The sequence below is a fragment of the Janthinobacterium sp. ROICE36 genome (assembly GCF_002869965.1).
Taxonomy (GTDB): Bacteria; Pseudomonadota; Gammaproteobacteria; order Burkholderiales; family Burkholderiaceae_D; genus Janthinobacterium.
Map to the genome: position 1 here is coordinate 1 of NZ_PEBS01000008.1, position 26,924 is coordinate 26,924.

The following is a 26,924-nucleotide window of genomic DNA, read 5'->3' on the forward strand; positions in this document are numbered from 1 at the left end:
GTGTATCGATGGTTTGCGACCGGACCCTTCGTTCCAGTTCGGCACGGTCTTCCTCGCTCAATATAATCGGCGCCGCAGTCAGCATTGCTCACCTCATCTCAAACTCAATATGTAGATGATAGCGCAGTCTTTAAATAGTGCAACCATTTCGCAAGCAGTACACTAGCGCACATGCTGAGCATGTATGTAGTCCAGCAGTGCTTTGGTTTGCCGGACCAAGGTATCGAAGATGCGGGCCACGACAACCAGCCCATCCGCGCTTTCGGCGACATCGACGTGAGTCGCGAATCAGCGTTGGACGCGACGACCTTGTTGAAGTTCCGGCACCACCCGGAAGCCAACGCGCTGACACGGGAGATCTTCGATCCATCAACGGGCACCTGGCAGAAAAATGCTTGATGATGCGCGAAGGTACTATCGTGGACGCCACGCTGATCGCCGCGCCGCCATCGACGAAAAACAAGGACGGCAAGCGCGATTCAGAAATGCATCAGCCGAAGAAAAGCAATGACTGGCGCTTTGACATGAAGGCCCACGTCCGCGTCGATGCTGCCTCGGGCTTGGTACACCCCCCCATCGCACAGCCCCTCCTCCTCCCACGCCGCATCAACACATTGCGCAGCAGGTAAAATAGCGCCTTGATGCCGCCGCATGCGCTGCCTCACAGACTCTCCGCTAGATACGGAGCCCAGCCATTTTTATAGATACACATCATGTTGCGACTCAACGAAGTAAAACTCCCCCTCGAACACGACGAAGCTGCCCTGCCTGCCGCCATCCTGGCCCGCCTCGGCATCGCCGCGGACGAGCTGCTCGGTTTTACTGTCTTCAAGCGCAGCTACGACGCGCGCAAGCGCAGCGCCGTGGTGTTGATTTACTCGCTGCATGTTGACGTCAAGAATGAAGCGGCCGTGCTGGCGCGCCTGGGCCACGATATCCACCTGATGCCCGCGCCCGATACCGACTACAAATTCGTCGCTGGCGGCGAACAGCTGGCCGGCCACAGCACTGAACCGCGTCCCATCGTCATCGGCACGGGCCCCTGCGGCCTGTTCGTGGCGCTGATCCTGGCGCAGATGGGCTTGTGCCCCCTCATCCTGGAACGCGGCAAGCAGGTGCGCGAACGCACGGTCGACACCTTCGGCTTCTGGCGCAAGCGCGAGCTCAATCCCGAGTCGAACGTGCAGTTCGGCGAAGGCGGTGCCGGCACCTTCTCGGACGGCAAGCTGTACAGCCAGATCAAGGATCCCAAGCACTACGGCCGCAAGGTATTGACGGAATTCGTCAAGGCCGGTGCGCCCGAGGAAATCATGTATGTGAGCAAGCCGCACATCGGCACCTTCCGCCTGGTCAAGATGGTGGAAGAAATGCGCGCGAATATCGAGCAACTGGGCGGCGAATACCGCTTCAGCAGCAAAGTGGTCGATCTCGACATCGTGCCCGGCGCCGACGGCGGCCAGGTGCGCGGGGTGGTGCTGGACAATGGCGAGACCATCGCCAGCAACCACGTGGTGCTGGCCATCGGCCACAGCGCGCGCGATACCTTCGAAATGCTGCACCGCCGCGGCGTGTACATCGAAGCCAAGCCGTTCTCGATCGGATTCCGCGTGGAACACCCGCAGTCCTTGATCGACAACTGCCGCTTCGGCCCCAGCGCCGGCCACCCGATCCTGGGTGCGGCCGACTACAAGCTGGTACACCACGCCAGCAATGGCCGCTCCGTCTACAGCTTCTGCATGTGTCCGGGCGGCACGGTGGTGGCCGCCGCCTCGGAACCGGGCCGCCTGGTGACGAACGGCATGAGCCAGTATTCGCGCAACGAGCGCAACGCCAACAGCGCCATCGTCGTCGGCATCACGCCAGCCGACTATCCGGGCGACCCGCTGGCCGGCATCGCCCTGCAGCGCGAACTCGAAGAGCGCGCGTTTGCCCTGGGCGGCAGCAACTACGATGCCCCAGGACAATTGGTCGGCGATTTCGTGGCCGGCCGCGCCTCGACGCAATTTGGCAGCGTGGTGCCGTCCTACAAGCCGGCAGTACACCTGACGGACCTGGCGCCGGCCCTGCCCGAATACGCGATCACGGCCCTGCGTGAAGCATTCCCGGCGTTCAACAAGCAGATCAAGGGCTACTACAAGGCCGACGCCGTGCTGACGGGCGTGGAAACGCGTACTTCCTCGCCGATCCGCATCAAGCGCCGCGACGACGACCTGCAAAGCCTGAACACGCGCGGCCTGTTCCCGGCAGGCGAAGGCGCCGGCTATGCGGGCGGCATCCTGTCGGCAGCCGTCGACGGCATCAAGGTGGCCGAAGCGGTGGCCTTGTCGATGGCGGCGCGCGGCAAGTAATCCATTTGCCGATGGGCCGACGACATGAAAAAGGCCGAGCCCTGTGACAGGCCCGGCCAGTTACGCACGCAGTTCGATGGCGCCTTTGCGAGGAGCTTTTCATACGCTTAGAAGTTGTACTTCAAGCCTCCAGAGAAATAGCGGCCTACGGCGCCAGCATAGTCCAGCGGATTGTAGGACACTGCACCATAGGTCAGTGGATCGAGCGGGGCACGTTTGTCGAACAAGTTCTGCACCGTGCCGAACAACTCCATCTTGTCGCTGATCTTGTAGCGGGCATTCAGGTCGACGCTGGTGAACGAAGCCAGCTCGCAACCTGCCGGTGCATCGTCGCCATTGGCGTAGTGGAAGGCGCAGCCATCGGGATCGTTCTTGAAGTTGGTGTTTTTCAAGGCGCCGCGATAATTGGCCGTGGTCGAAACACGCAGTTTGTCGAGCTCCCAGGTCAGGCCCAGGTTGACGCGGTTATCCGGCGTGCCCATGCAGTTACTCACGTCACAATTGCCGTGGGTACCAGCGAAGTCACGCGAAGTGCCGTCCTTTTCCGTGCGCGTGAACGTGAACAGGTGTGTCCACTTGGCATCGAAGGTCAGCTTGCCATAACCGGCACCCAGATCGAAACCCTGGCGGAAGTCCAGGTCGACGCCCCGCACCTTTGTCTGGGCCGAGTTCACATAGTTCGCCAGCACCGCCGTGATGGCGCCAGGATCGCCCGCAATACCGGCCTGGGCGGTCGATGGATCGCGCGCCACATGGCCGGCGGCAATTGCCGCGGTCGTCTGTTCCTGATTGATCTCGTTGGTACGCTTGATCTGCCAGAAGTCCACCGTCAGATTTGTCTTAGGCAATGGATCCCACACGAAGCCGATATTCGAACTCTTCGATTTTTCTGGCGACAAATTGGGGTTCGGCGAGGTAATGATGGCAATCGAAGCGGCCGAGCAGGCGGTTTGTACACCCAAGGCGCAACGCAGCGGATCGCTGGCAGACGAGAAAGCAGCCAGACCACCCTTGCCGTTTTCCGCCGCGCTCGGTGCACGGAAACCCTTGGCGAACGAGCCGCGCAGGGCAAATTCCTTGACCGGATTCCATTTCAAGCCAACCTTCGGCGTGTAGGCATTACCGACATCGGAAAAATGGTCGGCGCGGATAGCGCCCGACAACTCGACGCCCTTCCAGACAGGCGCCACCAGCTCCGTGTACGCGGCAGTGACACTGCGGCTGCCTTCATAGGCCGAGTAGCCCAGGCCAATAATATTGCCCTTTTCCGTGCCCGCCGTTGGCGCCAACTCGGTCGATTCGTGACGGTATTCCGCACCGACGGCGATGCCGAGAGCGCCGCCTGGCAAGTCCATCAGCTCGCGCGATGCCTTGAAGTCAATCTGCGACATTTTGGTCGTCGCATCGTTGGAGATCGTCGGGGACAGCGCAGCGTACAAGGCAGCCGAATTCAAGCCCGCATTTTCGCCGATGCGCCAATAGCTGCCTGCTGGCAATGCTGCATATGCCGCATTGTTCTTCGCGGCGGCCATATTTGCGGTCGTCGGGTTAAGCAGCGCAAACATCACGTCGCGCTGCAGATAGCCGGAGCGGTCGTTGGACACCTTGTTTTGCGAATACAGCAAAGCCGTATCGAAATCCCAGCCGGCGGCGCTGCCTTTCAGGCCCGTGACGAAGCGTGTGAAAGTCGAATCGATATTGCTGACGCGGGGACCGACATCGGCCGCCAGATACCGGAAGCGCGCAGCGGTACCAAAATACGGATTGTCAGGATGGTTGGCGCCCAAGGCCACGGCCGCATTACTGACCGGACCACCCGGATAGCCGACGTTGCCATTGATACCGGACGGCGTCGTTGACGAAGTCGATTGGCTGGTGAAATAATTCGCTTCCGCGTAGGCTTGGACATCCTGCTTCAGCTGGAACGTGCCGCGCAGGAACACATTGCCCGTTTCCTGGCTCGGCTGCATCTGGCTGTACTGTTGCGATGCGTCGATCAGGCAACCGCCGCCTGGGTCGCCTTGCGGATGGTTCGTGAAGTTGGAACAGGCAGCGCCCGGGAAGTTGCGGGTAAAACCAACGCCATTCAGGTTGCCACGGTTGTAGTAATCAAGCGTCGTCGGATTGCGCACGTTGCCATTGATCGCGCTGCCAGCGGCGTTGTTGCCCGTAATGGCACCCGTACCGCCCAGCGCCTGCTGCGCGTTAAAACCGTAGTTGCGTAAATCCGCAGCGCCAATATAGCCACGGTCGGAGCGGTCGCGGTTCCAGACGGCATTTTTCTTGCCGTACTCTGCGCTCATGATCACGTTGTACTTGTCACTTTCGATATCGCCAAAACCATGCGTAACAGCCAAACGCACATCCGCGCCATCACTATAGCCGGTCTGGCCATAGCTGGCCTTCAAGGCCGTGCCTTGATAGTCCTTGCGCAGGATGATGTTGACCACGCCGGCAATCGCATCGGAGCCATAAATGGCCGAAGCGCCATCCTTCAGGATCTCGACGCGCTCCACTGCCTCGGCGGGGATGATATTCAAGTCGGAAAAGACTTTTTGGCCGTCATCAGCCAGACCGTAAGGCGCGATGCGTCGGCCATTGAGCAGAACCAGCGTCGAAGCGGTCCCCAGGCCGCGCAGGGAGATGCCCGATGCACCGGCAGCAAAACCATTGCCAAAACTGGTAGGTACCGACCCTTGGTTATCAACCGCCAGCGACTGGAGCAATTCCGCTACCGTCGATTTACCCGATTTTTCGATATCTGCCCGGCTCAGGGTTTGAACAGGAGAAACACCTTCCGCCTGCGCGCGACGGATATTCGACCCGGTGATCTCCACCCGTTGTACAGAAGGAGAGGCAGGTGTGGTCTCTTGCGCGAAGACTGGCTGGACCAGCATGCCAATGGCAATCCCTGAAAACATCAGGCGCACAGAGCGAGATAATACGGTTTCTGTAAGCATTGTTATATCCTTGAATAAGGCAAATTTAAGAAAACCGTCATCGTGTGGATGAGGGTTAGTACATTGCAAATCCAACTATCAGTCTTCGTGTAGCTCAGCCTTCAAAACCACTCCCCACCGAGATGCGCCGAAACAGCTGGGGAGTGTCTTGCAGCGCCTTGCCAACCCTGCTACAAATTTACCAATACTTTTTTACAGGCTGTAAAATTTCATCAAAACATGACGTAAATTCAGTGTCAATAATTGAATTTCCAGTTCATGCATAGAAACAACACTCGCGCCCGTTTTCACAAATATGCCTGCGCATATTTGACGAAAAATGCCATTCTGATAAATAATTTAAGACGGGAAGGGTTACAGGCGTAACGAAGCACGCCTGGGTCAGCTGGCCAGCGGCAGCCTGATCTGTATATGACAGCCAGGCGTGCCATCGACGGCGCACACCTGGCCGCCCAGTTGCTGCACGATGGTGTAGACGATGTGCATGCCCAGGCCGGAGCCGCCCTGGCCCCGCTTGGTGGTGAAAAACGGTTCAAACATATGTTCGCGCACGGCCGGCGCCAGGCCGATGCCGTCGTCGGAAAATTCCAGCAGCAGCCAGCGCAAATCGGCCTCATCGCCGTCCGCCTCGATGCGCGCGCGTATCGTGATGCGCCCTGGCCCGCCCTGCGGATAGCCATGGCGGGCGCTGTTCATCAGCAGGTTCGAGAGAATTTGCGACAGCTTGCCGGCCGCCAGGCGCACCTGGCAATCGGGCGCGATATCGAGTTCCACGCCCAGCGCCGCCTTGCGCAGCTCGGGACTGTGCGCCGACACCAGGCCGTGCACATAGTCGTGCAGCGCCAGGTCGGCCACGTATTCGCTGACCTGGTCCACGGCCAGCTGCTTGAAATTGCCGATCAGGTCGGCCGCGCGCGCCAGGTTGCGCTCGATCAGGGCGGCCGCGCCTTTCAGGGCTTCGGCAATGTCGACCAGTTCGGCGCGGCTGACCTTGGCGCCGCCCAGCAGCTGCACCAGCTGGTCGGCATAACTGCCCATGCTCGACGCCGCCGTCAGCGCCACGCCGATGGGCGTGTTGACTTCATGCGATACCCCCGCCACCAGCGAACCAAGGGCCGCCATCTGTTCCTGTTCGATCAGGTTGGCCTGCGCCGCCAGCAGCGATTCGGTGCGCACGCGCACGATTTCTTCCAGTTGCTGGGTGCGTTCCTGGTGCTGCAGCTCGGCCGCGCCGCGGGACGAGAAGATCGACAGCAACAGCAGCGCCAGCAAGCGCTTGTTTTCATCGATGGGACGCGTGTCGATGGCCGACAGGATGCCCAGGGTCTTGCCTTCTGTATCGATCAGCGGCATGCCGACATAGCTTTCCGCATGCATGTCGACCAGCAGGCTATCGAATGGAAAGCGACGCTGGATGTCGCTGCCATGAAAACACATGCTTTGGCAGGTTACGTCCTGGCAAGGCGTGTGCTGCAGGCTGTATTCGATATTCGGCTGGTAGCCGTCGCCGCCCCACAGGGCCAGCGTGCGGATGCCTTCGCTGCCATCGTCCATGTGCACCAGGCGCCCGGCGATCACATAGTGCACGTCGAGCGCTTCGGCAAGGTCCTTGACGAGGATGCGCAGGAAGTCGTCGCCACGGGCATGCGCCGTCGAGGCGGTAATCGAGCGCAGGGCCGCTTCCGCCAGGGTGCGTCGCTGCTCGGGATCGAACAGGGGTTCTTGCGAATTCACATCAAACAACGGAATACTCATGAATGCTCCTGCGCAACACTGGAAGCACCAGCAAACCTGCCGGCGTGGCAACCCTCAGCCATGGCCCGCGCGAGCAGACCTGCCGCGATTGTACCCCTGACTATTGCTAAATAATACAGATAAGGGGAATTTTTTATAGCCAGCCGGAACGCTTGAACAAGTAATACATATAGCCGCAGACACAGCTCATCACCGCCACGGCGGCCGGATAGCCATAATGCCAGTCCAGCTCCGGCATGAACTTGAAGTTCATGCCCCAGATGCCGGCAAACGCCGTGAACACGGCAAAGATGGCCGCCCAGGCCGCCAACTGCTTGTTCACTTCGCTCTCATCGATGGCCACCATCGACAGATTCACCTGGATCGCCGTGCTGATGGTGTCGCGGATGGTGTCGAGCGTGCCATTGATGCGCGCCAGGTGGTCGTGCACGTCGCGGAAATACTCTTGCGTATCGTGGCACAACGGCGGCACCCGCCCGCCGTGCAGCTTGCCCACCGCTTCCATCAGGGGCGCCACCACGTGACGCAAGACCATGACTTTGCGTTTCAATTGATACAGCCGTTCGATATTGTCGCGCTCGGTACCACGGTCGAAGATACGGTCCTCGATCAGTTCCAGCTCCGATTCCAGCGCGTCGAGCACGGGAAAGTAACGGTCGACGACGGCGTCCATCAGCGCGTACAGCACGAAGGCCGAGCCCTGGCGCAGCAAGTGTGGTTCGCGCTCGGCGCGCGCACGCACGCCAAGAAAACCTTGCGAGCTGTTGCTGCGTGACGAGAGCACGTAATTGGCACCGACAAAGATGTCGACTTCACCCATGACCAGTTCGTTCTCGACCATTTCCACGGTTTTCACCACGGCAAACAGGGAGTCGCCATATTCCTCGATCTTCGGACGCTGGTGACCGCGCTGCGCATCCTCGACAGCCAGTTCATGCAGGCAAAACTCGTGCTGCATCTGTTTCAGCTCGTCCGGCGTGGCGTCGAGCAGGGCCACCCAGACGAAGCAATCGGGGCGTTCGACATAATCGCTGATATCGTCGATCGGCAAGTCGGCCAGTTTTTTGCCATCCTGGTAAGCCACGCAGTTAATCAGCATACAGTTCCACAATGAAAGTTAAGACCGGACGAAACCATCCGGCAGGCGCCAGCTTACCTTATCGCCTGCACTTGCTGTGGGTGTTGTGGCGTGCAAGAAACGCCGGGATGAAAAGTGGACGGGGGAGCCCCCGTCCGGCCATGCGTCAATCTTCCTTGGCGCCGTCAATGCCCAGTTCGGATATCTTGCGGGTGATGGTGTTGCGGCCGATGCCCAGGCGCACGGCGGCATCGTTCTTGCGTCCGTGCGTATGCTTGAGCGCCGTCTTGATCAGGGCCGACTCGAATTGCCGCCCCAGCACGGCCATGACTTCCTGCTGTCCTGCGCCCAGCATGCCGGCCGCCTGCAATTCCAGCAAGCCGATCCAGCCAGGCGGCGCGCCGTTGGCGGGCGCGGGACCTTCGAAAACCTGGCCGCCGTGCGGCTGGGCAACGGCCGCCGGCGCCGCCTCGCCCGCTGCGCCATCGCCCTGCCCCTGCGTCAATTCCAGCGGCAAATCCTTGATTTCCACCGTCTGGCCTGGCGCCATCACGGTGATCCAGTTGCACAGGTTTTCCAGCTGGCGCACATTGCCGGGCAAATCGAGGCCGCTGAGGAATTGCATCGTCGGTTCGCTCATGCGCTTGGCTTCCACGCCCAGCTGGCGCGCGCTTTGCACCAGGAAGTGGCGCACCAGGATGGGGATATCCTCGCGCCGCTCCCTCAAACTGGGCAGGCGCAAGCGGATTACGTTCAGGCGGTGATACAAGTCTTCGCGGAACAGGCCGTCGCGCACGCGCTGCTCGAGGTTCTGGTGCGTGGCAGTAATGACGCGCACATTCGCCTTCATGGGCTGGTGCCCGCCGACACGATAGAAATGGCCATCGGACAACACGCGCAGCAAGCGCGTCTGCAGGTCGAACGGCATGTCGCCGATCTCATCGAGAAACAAGGTGCCATTCTCGGCTTGCTCGAAGCGACCCCTGCGCGTCGTCTGCGCGCCCGTAAACGCCCCGCGTTCGTGGCCGAACAATTCCGATTCCAGCAAATCCTTGGGGATCGCCGCCGTATTCAGGGCAATGAAGGGCTGCGCCGCGCGCGGACTGTGCTTGTGCAGTGCGCGCGCCACGAGTTCCTTGCCGGAACCGGATTCGCCCGTGATGAGCACCGTCACGTTCGATTGCGACAAACGGCCGATGGCGCGGAAGACTTCCTGCATGGCCGGTGCCTGGCCGAGGATTTCCGGCGTTTCCGACGGGCCCGATTCGACGCTGGTCTCGCGCAGGCTTTCTTCCAGCGCACGGCGGATCAGTTCGACAGCCTTGTCGATGTCGAAGGGCTTGGCCAGGTATTCGAAAGCGCCGCCCTGGAAGGCCGCGACGGCCGAATCGAGGTCGGAAAAGGCCGTAATAATGATGACAGGCAAGCCGGGAAAACGCGACTTGACCGTCTGCAGCAGCTCCAGGCCGGACGCGCCCGGCATGCGGATGTCGGACACGAGCACTTGCGGCGTGTCAAATTCCAGTGCAGCGATGGCGTCGCGTGCATTGGCAAAACTCTTGGTGGCGAGATTTTCCCGCGCCAGGGCTTTTTCCAGCACCCAGCGGATTGATTCGTCGTCGTCAACTATCCAGATTGGCTTCATTAGTGTGTGCGTCCCGCAATGGATTTCATGGGTGGGATACTTCCTCGCTTATGGCAAGGGGAGAACGATCCTGAAATCGGTGTATCCAGGCCGGCTTTCGCACTCGATCACGCCCAGGTGCTGTTGCACGAAGGTTTGCGCCAAGGTCAGTCCCAAACCGCTGCCGCCTTCCCTGCCCGACACCAGCGGGTAGAAAATCCGGTCGCGGATCTGGGGTGCGATGCCCGGTCCATTGTCAATGATATGCAAGTCTAATGCCAGGCCGTAACGGACCTTGGCCAGGGTCACCTGGCGCGCTACGCGGGTCTTGAAAATCAGCGCCGCATCACCCGCCTCGATGCGCTCGGCCAGGGCTTGCGCCGCGTTGTGCGCGATATTGAGTACGGTTTGTATCAATTGTTCCTTGTCGCCGCGAAACTCGGGGATCGAGGCGTCGTAATCGCGCGAAATGGTCAGGCCGCTGGGAAACTCGGCCAGGATCAGGCTGCGCACGCGCTCGCACACTTCGTGGATATTCACGTCGCCCACGATATGCGGGCGGCGGTGCGGCGCCAGCAGGCGGTCAACCAGCGTCTGCAGGCGGTCCGCTTCCTTGATGATGACTTGCGTGTATTCGCGCAGCTCGCTCAGGTGCAGGGCCGGCAATTCCAGCTCCAGCAGTTGGGCCGCGCCGCGGATGCCGCCCAGCGGGTTCTTGATTTCATGCGCCAGGTTGCGGATCAGCTCCTTGTTGACCTGGCTCTGGTCGAGGATGCGTTCCTCGCGGTCGAGTTTTAACTGCTGCACGTTTTCGCGCAGCTCGATCAGCACGCCGTCGCGCGGTGCGTCGAGCGCGCTAACGATGCTGTGCACGCGCAGCGGCTCGCGCCCCAGGCGCTCCAGGCTCAGGTCCTGGCGCAAGTCGGAAAATTGATGTTCGAGCGCCTGCGCGCAAATACCGGCCAGCTCCTCGGGATTCAAGAACAACGCCGTCAGCTTTTGCCGCGACAGGGCTTTCAGCGAGCTTTCCAGCAGGTTTTCCGCCGCCGCGTTGGCATAGCTGATGCGGCCGTCGCCATCGAGCAGGATCACGGCCGAAGCCAGCAAATCAAGGCCGGCCAGGTGGGCGGGACGGCTGGGATGGTTGTCTATTGTCATGGTCTCGTCATCGGATATTGGCGATCTCGCGCTTCAGGGCCTCGACGTTCTGCTGTGTCCGGCCAATGTTGTCCTTCAACTGCGCCACCCGCTCCTGATATTTCGCATAGTTACGCTCGTTGCCCTGGCGCTCGGGCTGGCCGGCGTTAAATTCCAGGCGCTGCGCCGCCAGTTTCTGCTCTTCGCTGCGCAATTCATCCTGCAAGATCTGGCGCCGGTCCAGGTCGCGCGCCCGTTGCTCGGCACCATCGACCCTGGGAAACGCGCCGGCGGCAGGCGCTGCCTTGGCCACCGCCTGCGTGGCGGCCCGGCCCGGTGCGCCGGCCAGCGGCGCCGTCTTGCGTGGCGGCTGCGTCATGGCGCCGGGCAAATCGAGTAGCTGGCAATGCGCGCCGGCGCGCTTGTCCGTATACGTCTTGTGTCCTTGCGCATCGGCGCAGACATACAGCTGCCCGTGCGCCTGTGCTGCCGCGCCCAGCAAGCCTGCCATCAGCGCCATTCTGTAATGCTTGGTCAATCTTCACTCCTGTCGGCGCGTGCCGCATCGTTCCTGGGCCGACTATACAACACTGCACTGGCGCCGCCTTGGCGCGCCGCATAAAAAAACGCGGGCAAGACCATCGCCTCACCCGCGTTTTTTATTCACTACCGGCAGGTTGCCGGCATGGCGCCATTACAGCGAGTAGTACATGTCGAACTCGGCAGGATGCGTGGTCATGCGCATGCGCTGCACGTCCTGCATTTTCAGTTCCAGGTAAGCGTCGATCATGGAATCGCTGAACACGCCGCCACGGGTCAGGAACTCGCGGTCCTTGTCCAGGGCTTCCAGTGCTTCTTCCAGCGAAGCGCACACGGTCGGGATCAGTGCGTCTTCTTCTGGCGGCAGATGGTACAGATCTTTCGAGGCGGCTTCGCCAGGATGGATCTTGTTGGCAACGCCGTCCAGGCCGGCCATCAGCAGTGCAGCGAAGCACAGGTACGGGTTCGCCAGTGGATCCGGGAAGCGCGCTTCGACGCGGCGGCCTTTTGGATTGGCCACGTGCGGGATGCGGATCGAGGCGGAACGGTTTTTCGCCGAGTACGCCAGTTTCACCGGAGCTTCGTAGCCTGGTACCAGACGCTTGTACGAGTTGGTGCCCGGGTTGGTGATCGCGTTCAGTGCCTTGGCATGCTTGATGATGCCGCCGATGTAGTACAGGGCGAAATCGGACAGGCCGGCATAGCCGTCGCCAGCGAACAGGTTTTTGCCGTCTTTCCATACGGATTGATGCACGTGCATGCCCGAACCGTTGTCGCCAACGATAGGTTTCGGCATGAAGGTGGCGGTCTTGCCATAGCTGTGCGCCACGTTCCACACCACGTATTTCAGGTTTTGCGTCCAGTCGGCGCGCTCGACCAGGGTCGAGAAGCGGGTGCCGATTTCATTCTGGCCTGCGCCAGCGACTTCGTGATGATGTACCTCAACCGGGATGCCCAGCGATTCCAGAATCAAACACATTTCCGAACGCATGTCCTGGAAGCTGTCCACTGGTGGCACGGGGAAGTAGCCGCCCTTGACGGTAGGACGGTGGCCGCTGTTGCCGCCTTCGATGTCCTTGCCGGTCGACCACGAACCTTCGTCCGAACCGATCTTGACGAAGCAGCCCGACATGTCGATCTTCCAGCGCACGCTGTCGAAGATGAAGAATTCCGGCTCAGGGCCGAAGTAGGCGGTGTCGCCCATGCCCGACGATTTCAGGTAGGCTTCGGCGCGTTTCGCGATCGAGCGCGGGTCGCGGTCGTAGCCCTTGCCGTCCGACGGTTCGATCACGTCGCACTGCATGAACAAGGTCGTTTCTTCCATGAACGGATCGATATTGGCCGTGTTTGGATCCGGCAGCAAGATCATGTCGGACGCTTCAATGCCTTTCCAGCCAGCGATCGAAGAACCGTCAAAGGCGTGGCCCGATTCGAATTTATCCATGTCGAAGTGCGATACGGGAACCGTCACGTGCTGCTCTTTACCACGGGTATCGGCAAAGCGGAAATCAACGAATTTGACTTCGTTTTCTTCTACCATCTTCAAGACTTCTGCGGCTGTCATTGCCATGCGTATCTCCTAAATGAATGTGGGGTGAGCCGACCTTAATGCGTCTGGGCTGATGAAGCGAAGCAAACATTGCGTGCCACCAAAACTCATAAGGATCATAGCAGATTCCATGCCAGCTTCTGGACGGATGTGACCACCCAGGTCAAAACCCGGCCATCCCAGTGAAAGTTTTCCTGCCCGCGATTTTCACGCGCGTTTGCGCCACATCAAGAATGCACTATGCAAGTGCAAAAAATAAATAACGCACTATTATCGTGCATTTTTTACGGATTCCTGAAAAATGCCTTGTTGTGGTGCATGCGCCGTGCAGCGTGACTTCCCGTTTGCGGAGCGCGGATGGCGCACTATAATCGTTCACACCTTTCCACTTTCATCGAGGACGCCATGACTACCGCTGCCGATATCCTGACCACCGCCCGCAGCCGGGCCAATGAAGGTACGCCGTATGCCGGCGCCGTCACGCCGCAGGAAGCGCATGCGCTGCTGCAGCACGATGCTGCCGTCAAGCTCATCGATGTGCGCACGAATGCCGAGCGCGACTGGGTCGGCCGGGTCGACATCGCCGATACCCAGCATGGTGCGGTGCAGTGGGCCACGTACCCGGGCGGCGTGCCGAATCCCGATTTTTTGCAGCAACTGGCTGCCCAAGCCGGCAAGGACGAGGTACTGCTGTTCCTGTGCCGCTCCGGCGTGCGTTCGCGCCATGCCGCCAAGCTGGCGACCGAGCATGGCTATATGCACTGCTTCGACATCCTCGAAGGTTTCGAAGGCGACAAGGATGCGGACGGCCACCGCAAGCAGATCGGCGGCTGGTGCAAGGCGGGCTTGCCTTGGCTGGGCGCGTAACTCATCTGCACAAACATTGATCTGACGGACCACCTTCCGGCTCGCGACCGTATACAACCATCCATGCGCGCCCGATTAAATTAAACGTGGCGCAGATTCTCCTTGCAAAAATGTACCTTATATAGTACAATGCAGAGGTGCGTCATGGATGCTTCCGGCTTACAGCAGATTACCCTGCTGTTCTATGCGAACGGCAATGGCGGCGAACCCGTGCGCGACTGGCTCAAATCGTTACCAATCGAAGAGCGCCATGTGATCGGGCAAGACTTGATGCATGCGCAATGGCGCTGGCCCGTCGGCATGCCCCTGTGCCGGCACCTGGGACAAGGTTTATCGGAAATTCGCAGCAGCTTGCCCGGCAACCGCATCGCCCGCGTGCTGATCTGCCATCACGGCGATTGCCTGGTGGCGCTGCACGGCTTTATCAAGAAAACCCGCACCACGCCGGACGACGACCTGGCGCTGGCCCGCAAACGCTACAAGGAACTGACATGAACGCCACCGCTCCCCATCTCGGCAGCAGTCTCGACGACTTCCTCAAGGAAGAAGGCATCTTTGAGCAAACGCAAACCCGTGCCATCAAGGAAGTGATCGCCTGGCAACTGACGCAGGCGATGCAGGAACAATCGCTGTCGAAGACGCGCATGGCGGCACTGCTGCAGACGAGCCGCTCGCAGCTCGACCGCCTGCTCGACCCCGGCAGCGACGTGACACTTTCCACCCTGGAGCGGGCCGCCGCGCTGCTCGGGCGCAAGCTGTCGGTCACCCTCGTTTAAGTCCTCAGGCGGGTTCGCCCGCCTCTGCGGGAGGGTGCTCGCCCATCAAGGTCAAGATGCGCTTGCGCACGAAATTGATGTGGCTGCGCAAGCCATACAGGCCGTCGGCAAACGACAGCGGAATCGAGATCTGGTTGACCATTTCCTCGATCTGGTCCAGCCGCTTCAATTGCGCCGCATACACTTGCGCACGTTGCTCTTGCGGCACGTCTTCCAGCGCCTGCTCCACCGTGCGCAACTGACCGTACCAGCGGTACACACGCGAGCGGATGCGCCACACGTACAGCGGAGGCACCACGCGCGACAGGGGCAATATCAAGGCGCCCAAGGCCACCACCAACACCCACATGCGGTCAAAGAAATTGGCCAGCCAGAAACTCATATAGCGCTGCAGCACGGGCGCGCCATCCTTGTAGAACTTCAGCGCTTCGGGCGCCACGGGTATTTCCGTATAGCGTGCGGACGGGAACTGCCCCTGCTGCTGGAACCAGCCCGTGCCGCCATGGATGCCGGCAGCGGCCTGCACGAACAGGTCGATCAAGGCAGGATGCAAGTCTTCGCGCGCGACTAAGGTGGCGGTCGGCGCGATCAGGTGGTAATCCTGCGCGGGAATGTTGCGCCCCAGGTCGACGATACCGCGTGGCAAGACGACATGCGTGAGGAACGGCAGGCGCCGCGTGTACGCCTCGGCTTGCGAAAAATCAAACAGCTTGATGCCCGGCGTTTGCAGCAGCATCTGGATCAGCGGCGCTTCCGGCGCCGAACTGAACACGAGACCGTCGATGCGCCCTTCCAGCAGCTCCACCGTGGCGGGCGTATTTTGCAAGTCGCTGACCGTCAACTCGTTCGCTTCCACGCCATTCACGGACAGCAACTGCCGGAACAGGCTGGGCACGCCCGTGCCTTCCGGCCCCAGGTTGATCTTCATGCCCTTCAATTGCGTCAGTTCCGTCACCGCCTTGTCTTCGCGCAGGAACAGCCAGACGGGTTCCGTAAACAGGCTGCCCAGTGAAATCAAGCCATGGCGCTCGGCATCGGCGTGCTCCGTCGAGCCGCTTTGCACGAAGGCGATATCGGTCTTGCCGCTATTGAGGCGTTGCAGGTTTTCCTGCGAGCCCAGCGATGGCTGCAAGGTCACCTTGATGCCGTGCTTGGCCAGGGTGGCCGCGTACTTCTTGCCGAACTCTTCGTAGGCGCTATTGTCCTGCCCCGTCGACAGGCTCACCTGGCGCGGCGGCGCCGGGTCGACCAGCCAGTAAGCGAGCGCGCAAAACGCGCCGATCAGCAGCAGAGTGGGACCGGCGGTGGCGAGGAAATCGCGCACGGAAAAGCGGCTGAACGCGAGGATTTTGGACATGTGGTGGCGCATAGGTTTCATGGGTGGCTACGATGCCAAGAAAACCTCAACTATGCAAGGCATCTCTCATGCGCGGCATAGTCATTTCGGCTACAGTGGCAGATCGACCACCTGTCCTACGGAGCCACGCATGCTGAAAATTCTTGGAAAAGCCGCCTCGATCAATGTCCGCAAAGTCTTGTGGACCTGCGAGGAACTCGACCTGCCGTATGAACGCGAAGACTGGGGCAGCGGCTTTCGCAGTACCGACGACCCCGCCTTCCTGGCCTTGAATCCGAACGCCATGGTGCCCGTGCTGCTCGATGGCGACCTGGTGCTGTGGGAATCGAACACGATCTGCCGCTACCTGTGCGCCCAGGCGGGCCGCGACGACTTGCTGCCAAGTCATCCCCGCGCCCGCGCGGAAGTGGAAAAATGGATGGATTGGCAAATGGGCGACCTCAACAACAGCTGGCGCTACGCCTTCCTGTCGCTGGTGCGCCACAGCCCCGCACACCAGGATGCGGCGCAGCTGGCAGCCGGCATTGCCGGATGGAACAAGATGATGGGCATCCTGGAACAGCAGCTGCAGCGCAGGGGCGCCTTCGTCTGCGGCGAACAGTTCACCGTGGCCGATATCGTGCTGGGCCTGTCCGTCAAGCGCTGGCTGATGGCGCCGATGCAACGTCCCGAGACTCCGGCCATCGCTGCCTACCATGCGCGCCTGGAAAGTAAAACCGCCGTGTTTGCCGGCTAAAAAAACGCCGGCGTGAACGCCGGCGTTTTGCTACAACTGCCTGCCAGCTGCTAATTCGTGCACTGCCTGGCCACACCTTCGGCCGGCGCGGGCGGCTCGATCAGCGGCATCAGGCTCGGCGCCAGCGACACCAGCAATTGCACGGGCAAGGCGCTGGTGAAATCGTAGTGCTTCGATTCCGGTCCCCGCACATACGCCGTCATGCTGCCATAGAAGCGCTCGCCGATATTGAACACGAACGTGGCCGAACGGTTCACATAGCGCGACTCGATCAAGCGGCCGCCGGCGCCATACACGTCGAAGCGCTGGTCGCCCGTACCCGTCTTGCCGCCCATCGGGATCGGCACGCCGTCGGCGCCGACGAAAGCCGTCTTCGCCCGCTTGGCAGTGCCGTCCGACACCACTTCGCGGATGGCCTTGGCGACGGCCTTGGCCACGTCCGGCGACAGCACTTGTTCCGCTTCCACCTTCGTGCCCCGCTTGAGCATGGTGTCATACGGCGTATTGGCGGCGAAATGCATGGAATCGATGCGCACGCTGGGCTTGCGCACGCCATCGTTGATGATGATGCCCATCAACTCGGCCAGCGCGGCGGGACGGTCGGCGGACGCGCCCAGGGTCGTCGCATACGATGGCACCAGCGAATCAAAGGGATAGCCCATCTTCTTCCATTGGCGGTGGATTTCCAGGAAACCTTCCACTTCCAGCAAATTGGCAATGCGGCGGTCCTGCGCGTGCTTGCGGTGCGTATTGAACAGCCATTTATACACTTCCTGGCGTTCTTTTTCGCTGGCCGCCACCATCTGCGACAGGGTGGAGCCTTCATGCTGGCGCAGATACGCCACCATCCACAGTTCCAGCGGATGCACATTGGCGAGATAGCCCCGGTCGGCCAGCGACCAGTTTTCCATCGCATACTGCTGGTACATCCTGGCCACGCGCTCGGACGGCACTTCATTTTGCGATGGCAAGTTGGCGTTGAGGAAATCGCCGAATTCCGCCACCGTGCCCTTGGGATTGACGGTGCGGAAGATATTGGCCAGGCGCACGGGGGTCGGGCGTATGCTGGCCAACAAAATCTTTTCCTGCTCGTCAACGCTCTTGCCACGGTACTTCTGGTAGAAGCGGTGCAGGAATTCGCGTCCTTCCTTGTCGGCAAAACGGCTCAGGTACTGGGCGCGGCGCGGGTCGTCCGCGTCCGCCAGCAACGAGGCGGACGAATCGGGTCGCGAGAACATGTAGTAGCGCGCCACGTCGCGCATCAGGCGCACGAACACCAGGTTGGTCGACTGGCGCAGCGCCTGCTGCACCGTCAAGATGCGGCTGTCGTCGAGCTTGGAAAAGTTGCCAAAATGGTGCAAGCCGCCACCTGTGAAGAAACCTTCGCCAGGATTGCCCGAATATTTGCGTTCCATGGCGGCCGCCAGCATGGCCGGCAAGTTGCGCGCCTCGCCGAGCGGCAATGGTTTCAGATAGGCAATCGCCCACTGCGACAGCATGTCCTTGGGATCGACGGCAATCTTGCCCAGTTCGGCCGCGCCCATGCCGCTGTAGCGCTGGTGCAACTGGTCGATGATGTCCAGATACGTCACCAGGGTGCGCAGCTTGGCCGTGGAACCCAGGTCCAGCTTGGCGCCTTCGTTGATATCGAGCGGCTGGTCAAAGTTATCCGTCTGCACGCGCAGCAAATTGGCGTGCTCGCCCTTTTGCAGCAAGGTAAAGCTGTAGACCACGTTGGCAGGGTCGCCATTGCCCAGCATGCCCTTGCCCGTCAGGCCGGCCGCTTTCGCCACTTCCGGGTCGCGCAATTCGCGCAAGACCTTGGTGACGGCGTTTTGCGCCTGCGCGTCGAGCGTGCTGACCACTTTCAGGTCGAGGCGGTCGAGGTTGTACAAGCGCGGATCGCCGAGCATGCTGGCCAGGTGGTTGCGCACGGCATTCGAGGCCTTGCGCGTGACGAAGGAGGTGGACGCTTCCGATTGTACGCCCGAGGCCGTCGACGGGCGCAGCTTCTCGGCGATGGCCGCATTGCGCAGCTGCAGCGAAATCACGCCCGCCTGCGCCAGCAAACGCAGATGGCTGTTGGTCAATTCTTCCAGGTCGGCGCCGCCGGCCACCAGATAATGCGAGGGACGGCGCTGCGCGATCAACAGGCTCAGCGCCTGCTTGTAGGCCAGCGCGCTGCCCGGCTGGTCCATATTACCCTTGAGCAAAGTCTTCACTTCGGCAAACGGACGGCCATACCAGACCCACATGCCGTCGCCGATGCCGTTGACTTCGCCAAAGCCGCTTTTTGCCGACAACGGCACGGTATTGAGGTAATTGACGACGATCTTGCGCCGCGCTGCCATGGTGTTCTCGCCATCCTGGTACGAACGCAGGCTGGCCGAGATCATCTGCAGCAGCTTGTCCTGCATGGAACTGGTAAGCCCGTCTTCCGAATGGCGGTATTTTTCGATCTGCGTGGCCAGGGTGCTGCCGCCGCCGCCGCGGTGGCCGCCGAACAGGTTCAGCGCCTTGTCGAGGATGGCCTTGCTCAAACGGTCCCATTCCACGGCGGGATTGCGCGCGGGCGTGCCCGGGTCGAGCAATTCGCGGTTTTCGATGAACAGCAGGCTTTGCACCAGCGCGGGTGGCGCGTCAGCAAAGCCGTCGAACATGCGCTCGGGATAGCTGGCAGCGAACAGGGGCGCGGCGCGGCAATCGAGAATGCTCAGCCCGGCGCGGTTTTTCTCGTGATAGGTGGCAAAGATGCCCCGGTCGACCAGTTGCACCATCTTCGGCGACATGCGCGCCTGCGCCGTGACGGCATAGTCGCGCGCGTTCAGCTTGCTAATAAAATCCGGCAGGCTGGCATAGCCGAGCCGCTCGTCATACGGACCATGTTGCGGATAGCGGATGGCGCCTGCCGGTGCGGGGCCAGGCTCGACCTTGAACGCCAGCTGGCGGTCCAGGCGCGTGAAAAACTCGGCCTGCAGGGCCGAGGTGCGCACTTCGCGCATGACGAACCACGCCACGCCGGCGATCAGCGCCAGCACGATAATGGCGAAGATCGGCCAGATGCGCGAACGGCGCTTCTTCGGCGGGCTCGCCGGGGGCGGCGCCTCGGCAGCTGGATCAGAGGGGGGCCGCTCTTGCGCGGCCAGATTAACGCCTGTGTCGTTCATGGGATGCTGGGGTAAGGTTGGGTTTGGACGGCGCAGAAAATACGGTAGCGATACCGCTCCGCACAGGATAAGACGAGGGCCAGCCAGAGCCGGTCACAACAAAACTTGCTTAACATGATGTCCATACCGGTGAATCAAAAAAACACACTGCTGCACAGGCAGGCAACCCCGCTTTAGACACGCCAGGTTCCTGTTCACCATTCCACCACATCGGCATGAAAACGACCGACGAGCGCGCACAAAAACCTTGCTTCATTGAAGATTTTCGCAAAAAAACAACGTCTGGGAACGCTCGCTTGCGTACTAAGATGCAAGGCGGGCTGGACGCAGCTCAGATGGTGGCGTATTCCGCATGCAGGGCGTCGAGCGCGGCGCACATGTCTGCAAAGGCGGCCGCCGCTTGCGCCGGTTCGCCCTTGACGCCCAGTTCGATATGTCGGCGCGTCTGCGCATCGCCCACGCTGGGCAGGCTGAACACCTTGATCAGCGGAAACTCCGCTTCCAGGCGCACCATCAGCGGCGTCAGCAGGGACTCGGCCGTTTCATACACGAGCAAGGCATGTTCTGCGTGCGGCACCTGGTTGAACAAATGGCTGTAATGCGTGTCGAGCACCCATTCGATCATGGGCCAGGACATGACGGGAAAGCCCGGCACGAAGTAATGTTCGCGCACGGCAAAGCCGGCAATCTTGTTGTACGGATTCGGAATCAGCGCGGCACCTGCGACAAATTCCGCCATTTTCAGGCGGTGCAGGTTTTCCGGCGTGTTCAAGTCCGCCGGCACGCCCGCCTCTGCGCCCATTTCCGTGATGCGCTGCTGAATATTGAGCTTGCCCTGCGGATGCAGCACCAGTGGCAAACCCAGCGCATCGGCCGCCGCCTGGCGCGTATGGTCGTCCGGCGTGGCGCCGATGCCGCCAAAGCTGAAAACGATGTCGCCGCTGGCGAAACTGCGCTGTAGCAAGGCGACCAGGCGGGCAGGCTCGTCGCCCACGTATTCCGCCCAGCTCAGCTGCAAGCCGCGTGCCTTGAGCATGCTCACTACTTTCGGGAAATGCTGGTCCGTGCGCTTGCCCGACAGGATTTCGTCGCCGATGATGATCAATCCGATAGCCATGAAGCTCCCTCGTAGAATTTGATAAAAATACTCAGGCGTCCGCCGGTGCCACGTCGGTCATGCCGCGTACGCCCCGCAAACGCGATAGTGCTTCCAGGCAGTAATACTGGAACCACAGACCCGTGAAGATAAAGATCAGTACATACAGCCAGATGGCGAACGCCGCCAGGAAAGGGAAAAAAACCACCGACATCACGCCGCCCATCCACAGCATGCCCGGCACGGCGCCGGCCGCGCCGGAAACCATGCCGATGGCCAGCAGGGGCCAGCGCTGCGTGCGCATGATGGCGTGGCGCTCTTCCACGCTGGCATAGTCGGCCATGGCGTCATACGCCATCACGCGGTAGGTCAGCCAGCCCCACAGCACGGCTTGCCCCACCAAGGCGGCGGGCGGAAACGCGTACAGGGGCAGCATGATGACCCAGACGACGATGAACAGCAAGAACGTGGCCAGCGAGGTGCCGACGCTGCCAGCCAAGCTGCCGCCATGTTTCTTTTCCAGTTGCGGAAAGTGCCGCCCGCCAATGTGGCGGCCGATGGCCGGCATGGCGAACAAGCCCATGAAGATCAGCGCCGTCAATATCATCAGCGGCAGCAGCATGAACATGGCAATCAGGGGCACGATCACGGTTTTCAGCACGCCCAGGCCAAAGGTGGCCAGCACCTGGCCGCTGGTGTGGAAGAAATCGTATTCGGTAAACAAGGCATGCAAGCTGTCGATCAGCGGCTGCAAGCCCACATACAGCAGCGCCCCCCACAATACCAGCGACAGGATGAATGGCGTTACGCTCAGCAGCAGTATCTTGCCGTGCAATTGCGACAGCAAGGCGCGGCCATACGAATTCAACACATTACGCATCAACGGCGTCCTTTTCGTTTCAATCTTGCAAATTCCACCATGCGGCGCAGGCCCAGCCATTGCTGCTGCCAGAAGCCGCGGCCATAGTTGCGCCCGGGCCGGCCCACGCCATGGCTGTCGATGCGGGCCAGCTGGTCGCGCACGCCCGTGCGCGCATAGCCCGCCGAGAAATTCGCGGTGCCCAGCAGCATATCCCAAATCGGCAGCACCACGCCGAAGTTGCAACCGCCCATGCTGCCCTTGCCTTTCGACTCGTGCCCCACGCCGATCGCGTGGTGCGTGCGGTGGAAACGGGGCGAGATCAGCAGCCGCTCGCCGATGCGGCCGAAGTGTATCCTCACATTCGCATGCTGCAGGCTTTGCAGAATGCGCGAAATCGACACCAGCAGCACGTACTGGCCCGGCGGCACGCCGATGCCCAGCGCCACCAGCGCCATCACCACGTCGCGCAAGAAGTCATCGAGCAAGTGGTTGCGGTCATCGCTCCACAAGTTCATGTTTTGCTGGCTGTGATGCAGGCTGTGCAAGCCCCACCACCAGCCGACATGGTGCGAAGCCCGATGGTAGCAATAGTCGACGAAGTCCAGTATCACAAAATAAATGATAAAACTGAGCAAGGGGCTGATGTCGGGCAACAGCGACTCCAGGTTCAGGGGATGGATATTGTCGAAACGCAAAGTGCCCGCCAGTGCATCCATCAGCGGATCGAGCGTGAAGAAGACCAACACGGAAAACAGGCCGATGCGGTGCAGCACCGTATAGATGAAATCGTTCCAGCGGGCGCGCGCATCGGTGATCTTTTGCGCAGGAATCAAGGCTTCGAGCGGACGCAGCACGAGAAACAGCAGCACCAGTTCGCACAGCCCGATCAGCAGCCATTCCGTGCCCTCGAACGCCTCTTCCGTGAATTCGCCAAAGCCAAGGTGATACACGAGGGGATGCACCACAGTCTGGAACAACCAGCCTTGCGCCACGCCAAAGACGTCGACCACGGCGTCGATGGCCGCTTGCACGATGGCACTGATGTCGGCAGCGATCATGGCTGGCCTTTCTTCTGCGCGTAGGCAGGATGCTCGCGCAGCGTGGCAAAGCAAAAACCCTTCTCTTGCAAGCCAGAAATCAAGGCATCCAGGTTGGCGGGCGCCCACGCATCCTTGCGCGACCAGATGCCCATGTGCGCAATGAAAATGTCGCCGCTGCGCAAGTTCGCCAGCGCTTTTTTCAGCAGCATGGCGTTTGGATACTTGTCGCTGGACAGCTCATCGCCCGAATAGCCGGCTGGCGCCCAGCCTGCATGCTGGTAGCCGCAGGCGCTGCCAGCGGCCAGAGTGCGCGGCGAGGTGTAGCCGCCCGGCGCGCGCCAGAACGGATCGAGCTTGTGCCCGGTCAACTCCTGGAAGCGCGTATCGACGCGGCGCAATTGCTCGCAGAACTGCTTGTCGGTGAAGGACGCCAGCTTGCCGCCCTCCTTGCCAAACTGCGGCTTGACTTGGATCAAGCCGTTGGCCAGATCCTTCTTCCAGTACACATGGTCAAACGTATGCGTGCCGAACGCATGGCCTTCGGCGACCCTGGCTTTCCAGTATGGCGCCCACGACGGGTCGAGCGAATAGTCGCCGCGCGTGGTCTTTTCATTGGCCAGGAAGAAAGTTGCCTTCACATGACGTTTGTTCAGCACGTCGGCGATCAGTTGCGCTTGCGACTGGCTGCCCGTGTCGAACGTCATATAGATGGTGCGCTTGCAGGCGGCCGGCGCTGAAGATACCGCTGCGACAACAGGCGTGGTCGCATGGGCGGGCGGCAGCATGGCGCTGGTGCACAGCAGCACGGCGGGCAGGCCGCCAGTCAGAATAAGACGCTGCATCATCACATGCGCGGCGAGTGAGTGGCGAAATACACGCCATGGGGCGAGCGGCCCACCGGTATCATCTTGATCACCTTGCGCGTCGTCAAGTCGATCACGGCCACTTTCTTGATCCAGCGCAGGGTCACCCACATGGTCTTGCCATCGGGCGTGATTTCCATGCAATCGGGGCCACCGGGCACATTGATGGTACCCACGTTTTCCAAGGTTTTCTGATCGATGATGTTGATGGTATTCGACACGCGGTTCGAGACAAACGTCATGCGCTTGTCACCGAGCGCGCGGAAATTATGCGTGCCGGCGCCCGCCTTGATGCGCTTGACGGTCTTTTGCGTGCGCCAGTCGATCACTTCCACGTAATCGCTGCCCATGATGCCCACCAGCAAATGCTTGCCATCGGGCGTCATGGTGATGCCGGCTGGCGCGGGGCCGACGGGCATGGTCCATTTCACCGTTTGCGTAGCCAGGTCGATGGCGCTGACCTGGTTGCTGCCCTGCTGCGTAATAAAGGCCATGCTGCTGTCGGCGGTAAACGCCATGTGGCTGGGCAACTTCGGCAGCGCAATGCGCTTGGCCAGGGTCAGATTCTTGCCATCGTAGCGGTACAGGTCGATGCGGTCCAGGCGCAGCGAATTCGAGATGAACCACTTCTGGTCCGGCGAAAAACCGATCTGGTAAGGGTCGAGGATATTGCTGATGCGGCGCTGAATCTGGCCCGAGACGGGGTCGAGGAAGATCAGCTCGTTGCCCACCGAACTGGCGACGATCAGCGATTTTCCGTCCGGCGTTTCCATCAGGTGGTGCGGTTCCTTGCCGACGGCAAAGGTGGACAGGGGAGCATAGGTTTTCTGGTCCAGCAGTTGCACCGTAGCATCACGGGAATTGAGCACTACCACCACTTCGGCTTGCGCCGTCGATATTGCGGAAACCAGGCACAGCGAGGAAAAAACAAGGCGGCGTAGACTGCGGAACATGGAAAAAATCACTGTTAAATGCAAAACAGGCATTTTACGTGGAACACTGTATTTATTGTGTGAAATCCCCCCTTAAATGCAAGCGGCCGCCACACTTCGCCGTCACTTCCCCTTTTTGCCTGCGCCCGGCTGGAATGGCGCTTTGCAACTCATTGCTCTACAATCTGTAGCTTTCATCGCCTACACAAGGATTATCATGACCACCACCACTACCGCTTCCGGCCTGCAATACATCGACACCGTCGTCGGCGAAGGCGCTGAAGCGCAAGCCGGCAACAATGTTGTCGTACATTACACGGGCTGGCTGCAAAACGACGACGGCAGCGCCGGTTCGAAATTTGACTCGAGCAAAGACCGCAACGACCCATTCGAATTCCCGCTGGGCGCAGGCCGCGTCATTCAAGGCTGGGACGAAGGCGTGCAAGGCATGAAAGTGGGCGGCAAGCGCCAGCTGATCATCCCGGCAGCACTGGGCTATGGCGCGCGCGGCGCCGGCGGCGCGATTCCACCAAACGCCACCCTGATTTTCGACGTCGAGCTGCTGGGCGTATAAGAGCGCCAGGCAGTCCAGCCACTGCCTGCCCGCCAGACGCCGTCCATGAGACGGCGTTTTTTTTTGAGGTTCTCCTCTAGTGCGCGGCGCCCATTTTTCACTATGATGTCAGGCACTGCAGCACGCACGGTGGCCACTCCGCCGGGCCCGCCGCACTTTTCCAGCGATTCCATCAGCACACAGGAGCCATCATGAGTTTACAAGAGCAATTCGAACAAGCGCAGCTCGATTCCAAGACCGTGTCCGAACGTCCGGACAATATGACCTTGTTGAAAATCTACGCCTTGTTCAAGCAAGCGTCGAGCGGCGACGCCACGGGCGAGCGTCCTGGCATGACCGACTTCGTCAACCGCGCCAAGTTCGACGCCTGGGCGGCCCTGGCCGGCACCTCGAAAGAAGAGGCGCAACAGCAGTACATCGACTTGATCGACGACTTGAAGGATTAAAAGCAAGCAACGCCTGTTTTACAGAGAAATCAGCCAAAAACGGCTGAAAACTCACGAAAAACCACCAAAACAGGCGAAAGCAGGCCGAAAACGCAAAAGTGGCTACCAAATCGGTAGCCACTTTTTTTACGCCTGCAACAAGCGCAAACTTACTTCTTCGCTGCCGCCAGCGCTTGTGCGATCCAGCCGTCAAACGTTGGCTGGTGGTACTTGATCCAGCCGGCCGTATGGCGCGCGATATCGGCCTGGGTGTTTTCACCTAAGCGCATGCGCTCGTTCTGTGCATTGATGTCGGCAATCGGCAGTCGCATGACTTCAAACAGTTTCACGGCTGCCGGATTCTTGGCGGCCCAGTCGCGGTTCACGACGATGCGTGTGGTGTTGACGGCAAAACCATAGTCGCTGCCATCGTCGAGGCGGGTATTCGTCTTTTCGGGTGTGGACGAGAACGGTACTTTCAGCCACACGACATCCTTGCCCGGCACCAGCACGCCACTGACCCAGTAAGGTGTCCACGTGTAGTACAGGATCGGCTCGCCACGCTTGTAGCGGCCGATGGTATCGGCGATCAGCGCAGAATAGCTGCCCTGCACATGCTTGACCGTCGCACGCAGCTTGTAGGCGTCCATGTGGTTTTCGATCATCGCCTCGCAGCCCCAGCCGGGGTTGCAGCCCGTTAAATCAGCCTTGCCATCGCCATCATGGTCGAACAGCTTGGCCAGGGTGGGATCGCGCAACTGGTCGATATTGGTGATGTTGTACTTCTCGGCTGTCGCCTTGTCGATCATATAGCCTTGCGCGGCAGGACCGGCATACTGGCCCGTGCGCAGCAGTTTGGCGTCGCCGCCCGCATTGTTGTAATAGTCCTTGTGCAAGGGATCCCAGTGCACGGCCAGAAAGGTCGCGTCGCCATTGGCGATGGCGATATGCGCGGTCGGATATTCCACTTCCTTGATCGGCTGCATTTCATAACCGAGCTTTTCCAGGGCGCGCCCGACAAGCATGGTCTGGAAGGTTTCTTCCGCGATCGAGCTTTGCAGCGCCTGCACCTTGATGCCCTTGCCGGGCAATGCATCGGCGGGCGCAGCCGGCGTTTGCGCCATGGCCAGACTGGTGGTCAGGGCCAGGGCGGCGATTGCCAGGACAGAAAACAGCTTGAACTTTCGTTGCGATTTTTGCGTCACTTTAAAATTGTCAATTTGATGCATGGGTATCCT

Annotated in this window: 22 protein-coding genes and 1 pseudogene; 8 read left to right on the forward strand and 15 right to left on the reverse strand. The window is 60.6% G+C overall.

The window, feature by feature from the left end:
* Window positions 1-162: 162 nt before the first annotated feature.
* Window positions 163-569: pseudogene (locus tag CSZ94_RS04995) on the forward strand (transposase); the annotation flags it as partial.
* A gap of 144 nt (window positions 570-713) precedes the next feature.
* Complete coding sequence (locus tag CSZ94_RS05000) at window positions 714-2,348, forward strand: NAD(P)/FAD-dependent oxidoreductase (RefSeq protein WP_102120508.1); 1,635 nt, start codon at window positions 714-716, stop codon at window positions 2,346-2,348.
* A gap of 107 nt (window positions 2,349-2,455) precedes the next feature.
* On the opposite strand, the gene CSZ94_RS05005 is transcribed toward CSZ94_RS05000, so the two are convergent.
* The 7 genes from CSZ94_RS05005 to glnA all read right to left on the reverse strand — a co-directional run bounded on the left by CSZ94_RS05005 (window position 2,456) and on the right by glnA (window position 13,012).
* Window positions 2,456-5,245 (reverse strand): TonB-dependent receptor, encoded by a 2,790-nt coding sequence (locus CSZ94_RS05005; RefSeq protein ID WP_258000784.1) that lies wholly within the window; start codon window positions 5,243-5,245, stop codon window positions 2,456-2,458.
* Window positions 5,246-5,689: 444 nt separating this feature from the next.
* Complete coding sequence (locus tag CSZ94_RS05010; RefSeq protein WP_102120510.1) at window positions 5,690-7,063, reverse strand: ATP-binding protein; 1,374 nt, start codon at window positions 7,061-7,063, stop codon at window positions 5,690-5,692.
* 133 nt (window positions 7,064-7,196) lie between these two features.
* Window positions 7,197-8,162: a magnesium/cobalt transporter CorA gene (gene corA, locus CSZ94_RS05015; RefSeq protein ID WP_102120511.1), complete on the reverse strand. Its 966-nt coding sequence runs from the start codon at window positions 8,160-8,162 to the stop codon at window positions 7,197-7,199.
* Between the two features lie 145 nt (window positions 8,163-8,307).
* Entirely contained in the window at window positions 8,308-9,786 is a 1,479-nt protein-coding gene (ntrC, locus tag CSZ94_RS05020; RefSeq protein WP_102120512.1) for a nitrogen regulation protein NR(I), read from the reverse strand.
* A gap of 48 nt (window positions 9,787-9,834) precedes the next feature.
* The gene (glnL, locus tag CSZ94_RS05025; RefSeq protein WP_102120513.1) at window positions 9,835-10,923 is read right to left on the reverse strand and encodes a nitrogen regulation protein NR(II); all 1,089 of its coding nucleotides are present in this window, start codon (window positions 10,921-10,923) and stop codon (window positions 9,835-9,837) included.
* 7 nt (window positions 10,924-10,930) lie between these two features.
* Complete coding sequence (locus CSZ94_RS05030) at window positions 10,931-11,413, reverse strand: DUF4124 domain-containing protein (RefSeq protein ID WP_102120588.1); 483 nt, start codon at window positions 11,411-11,413, stop codon at window positions 10,931-10,933.
* A gap of 183 nt (window positions 11,414-11,596) precedes the next feature.
* Entirely contained in the window at window positions 11,597-13,012 is a 1,416-nt protein-coding gene (glnA, locus tag CSZ94_RS05035; protein ID WP_071079202.1) for a type I glutamate--ammonia ligase, read from the reverse strand.
* A 384-nt stretch (window positions 13,013-13,396) separates the two neighbouring features.
* On the opposite strand from glnA, the gene CSZ94_RS05040 reads away from it, so the two are divergent.
* From CSZ94_RS05040 to CSZ94_RS05050, 3 genes are all read left to right on the forward strand, one after another.
* Complete coding sequence (locus tag CSZ94_RS05040; protein ID WP_102120589.1) at window positions 13,397-13,858, forward strand: rhodanese-like domain-containing protein; 462 nt, start codon at window positions 13,397-13,399, stop codon at window positions 13,856-13,858.
* A gap of 144 nt (window positions 13,859-14,002) precedes the next feature.
* Window positions 14,003-14,353: a type II toxin-antitoxin system RelE/ParE family toxin gene (locus tag CSZ94_RS05045; RefSeq protein WP_102120514.1), complete on the forward strand. Its 351-nt coding sequence runs from the start codon at window positions 14,003-14,005 to the stop codon at window positions 14,351-14,353.
* Entirely contained in the window at window positions 14,350-14,634 is a 285-nt protein-coding gene (locus tag CSZ94_RS05050; RefSeq protein WP_086137536.1) for a helix-turn-helix domain-containing protein, read from the forward strand. Before CSZ94_RS05045 ends, CSZ94_RS05050 begins: the two co-directional genes overlap by 4 nt.
* 4 nt (window positions 14,635-14,638) lie before the next feature.
* Here the strand turns inward: CSZ94_RS05050 and CSZ94_RS05055 are convergent, their stop codons facing one another.
* Window positions 14,639-15,991 carry a TAXI family TRAP transporter solute-binding subunit gene (locus CSZ94_RS05055; protein WP_102120590.1) on the reverse strand — a complete coding sequence of 451 codons (1,353 nt, stop codon included), beginning with the start codon at window positions 15,989-15,991 and terminating at the stop codon, window positions 14,639-14,641.
* A 130-nt stretch (window positions 15,992-16,121) separates the two neighbouring features.
* Here CSZ94_RS05055 and CSZ94_RS05060 point away from each other — a divergent pair, with 130 nt between their 5' ends.
* Window positions 16,122-16,727, forward strand: coding sequence for a glutathione S-transferase family protein (locus CSZ94_RS05060; protein WP_102120515.1), 606 nt, complete (start codon window positions 16,122-16,124; stop codon window positions 16,725-16,727).
* A gap of 50 nt (window positions 16,728-16,777) precedes the next feature.
* Here the strand turns inward: CSZ94_RS05060 and CSZ94_RS05065 are convergent, their stop codons facing one another.
* The 6 genes from CSZ94_RS05065 to CSZ94_RS05090 form a co-directional block, all read right to left on the reverse strand.
* Entirely contained in the window at window positions 16,778-19,894 is a 3,117-nt protein-coding gene (locus CSZ94_RS05065) for a transglycosylase domain-containing protein (RefSeq protein ID WP_102120516.1), read from the reverse strand.
* Window positions 19,895-20,225: 331 nt separating this feature from the next.
* The gene (locus tag CSZ94_RS05070) at window positions 20,226-21,011 is read right to left on the reverse strand and encodes a competence/damage-inducible protein A (protein WP_102120517.1); all 786 of its coding nucleotides are present in this window, start codon (window positions 21,009-21,011) and stop codon (window positions 20,226-20,228) included.
* A 31-nt stretch (window positions 21,012-21,042) separates the two neighbouring features.
* Complete coding sequence (locus CSZ94_RS05075) at window positions 21,043-21,870, reverse strand: EI24 domain-containing protein (RefSeq protein ID WP_102120518.1); 828 nt, start codon at window positions 21,868-21,870, stop codon at window positions 21,043-21,045.
* Entirely contained in the window at window positions 21,870-22,910 is a 1,041-nt protein-coding gene (locus tag CSZ94_RS05080; protein WP_102120519.1) for a sterol desaturase family protein, read from the reverse strand. Before CSZ94_RS05080 ends, CSZ94_RS05075 begins: the two co-directional genes overlap by 1 nt.
* On the reverse strand, window positions 22,907-23,737 hold the full coding sequence (locus CSZ94_RS05085; RefSeq protein ID WP_374703558.1) for a polysaccharide deacetylase family protein: 831 nt from the start codon (window positions 23,735-23,737) through the stop codon (window positions 22,907-22,909). The genes CSZ94_RS05080 and CSZ94_RS05085 overlap by 4 nt, the downstream gene beginning before the upstream one ends.
* Entirely contained in the window at window positions 23,737-24,708 is a 972-nt protein-coding gene (locus tag CSZ94_RS05090; protein WP_102120592.1) for a YVTN family beta-propeller repeat protein, read from the reverse strand. The genes CSZ94_RS05085 and CSZ94_RS05090 overlap by 1 nt, the downstream gene beginning before the upstream one ends.
* A 196-nt stretch (window positions 24,709-24,904) precedes the next feature.
* Here CSZ94_RS05090 and CSZ94_RS05095 point away from each other — a divergent pair, with 196 nt between their 5' ends.
* A complete protein-coding gene (locus tag CSZ94_RS05095) occupies window positions 24,905-25,261 on the forward strand; it encodes an FKBP-type peptidyl-prolyl cis-trans isomerase (RefSeq protein ID WP_010395194.1) in 357 nt (118 codons plus the stop codon).
* 191 nt (window positions 25,262-25,452) lie between these two features.
* Window positions 25,453-25,707 carry an acyl-CoA-binding protein gene (locus CSZ94_RS05100; protein ID WP_102120520.1) on the forward strand — a complete coding sequence of 85 codons (255 nt, stop codon included), beginning with the start codon at window positions 25,453-25,455 and terminating at the stop codon, window positions 25,705-25,707.
* Window positions 25,708-25,856: 149 nt separating this feature from the next.
* Here CSZ94_RS05100 and proX read toward each other — a convergent pair whose 3' ends face one another.
* On the reverse strand, window positions 25,857-26,915 hold the full coding sequence (gene proX / locus CSZ94_RS05105; protein ID WP_102120521.1) for a glycine betaine/L-proline ABC transporter substrate-binding protein ProX: 1,059 nt from the start codon (window positions 26,913-26,915) through the stop codon (window positions 25,857-25,859).
* Window positions 26,916-26,924: the final 9 nt, after the last annotated feature.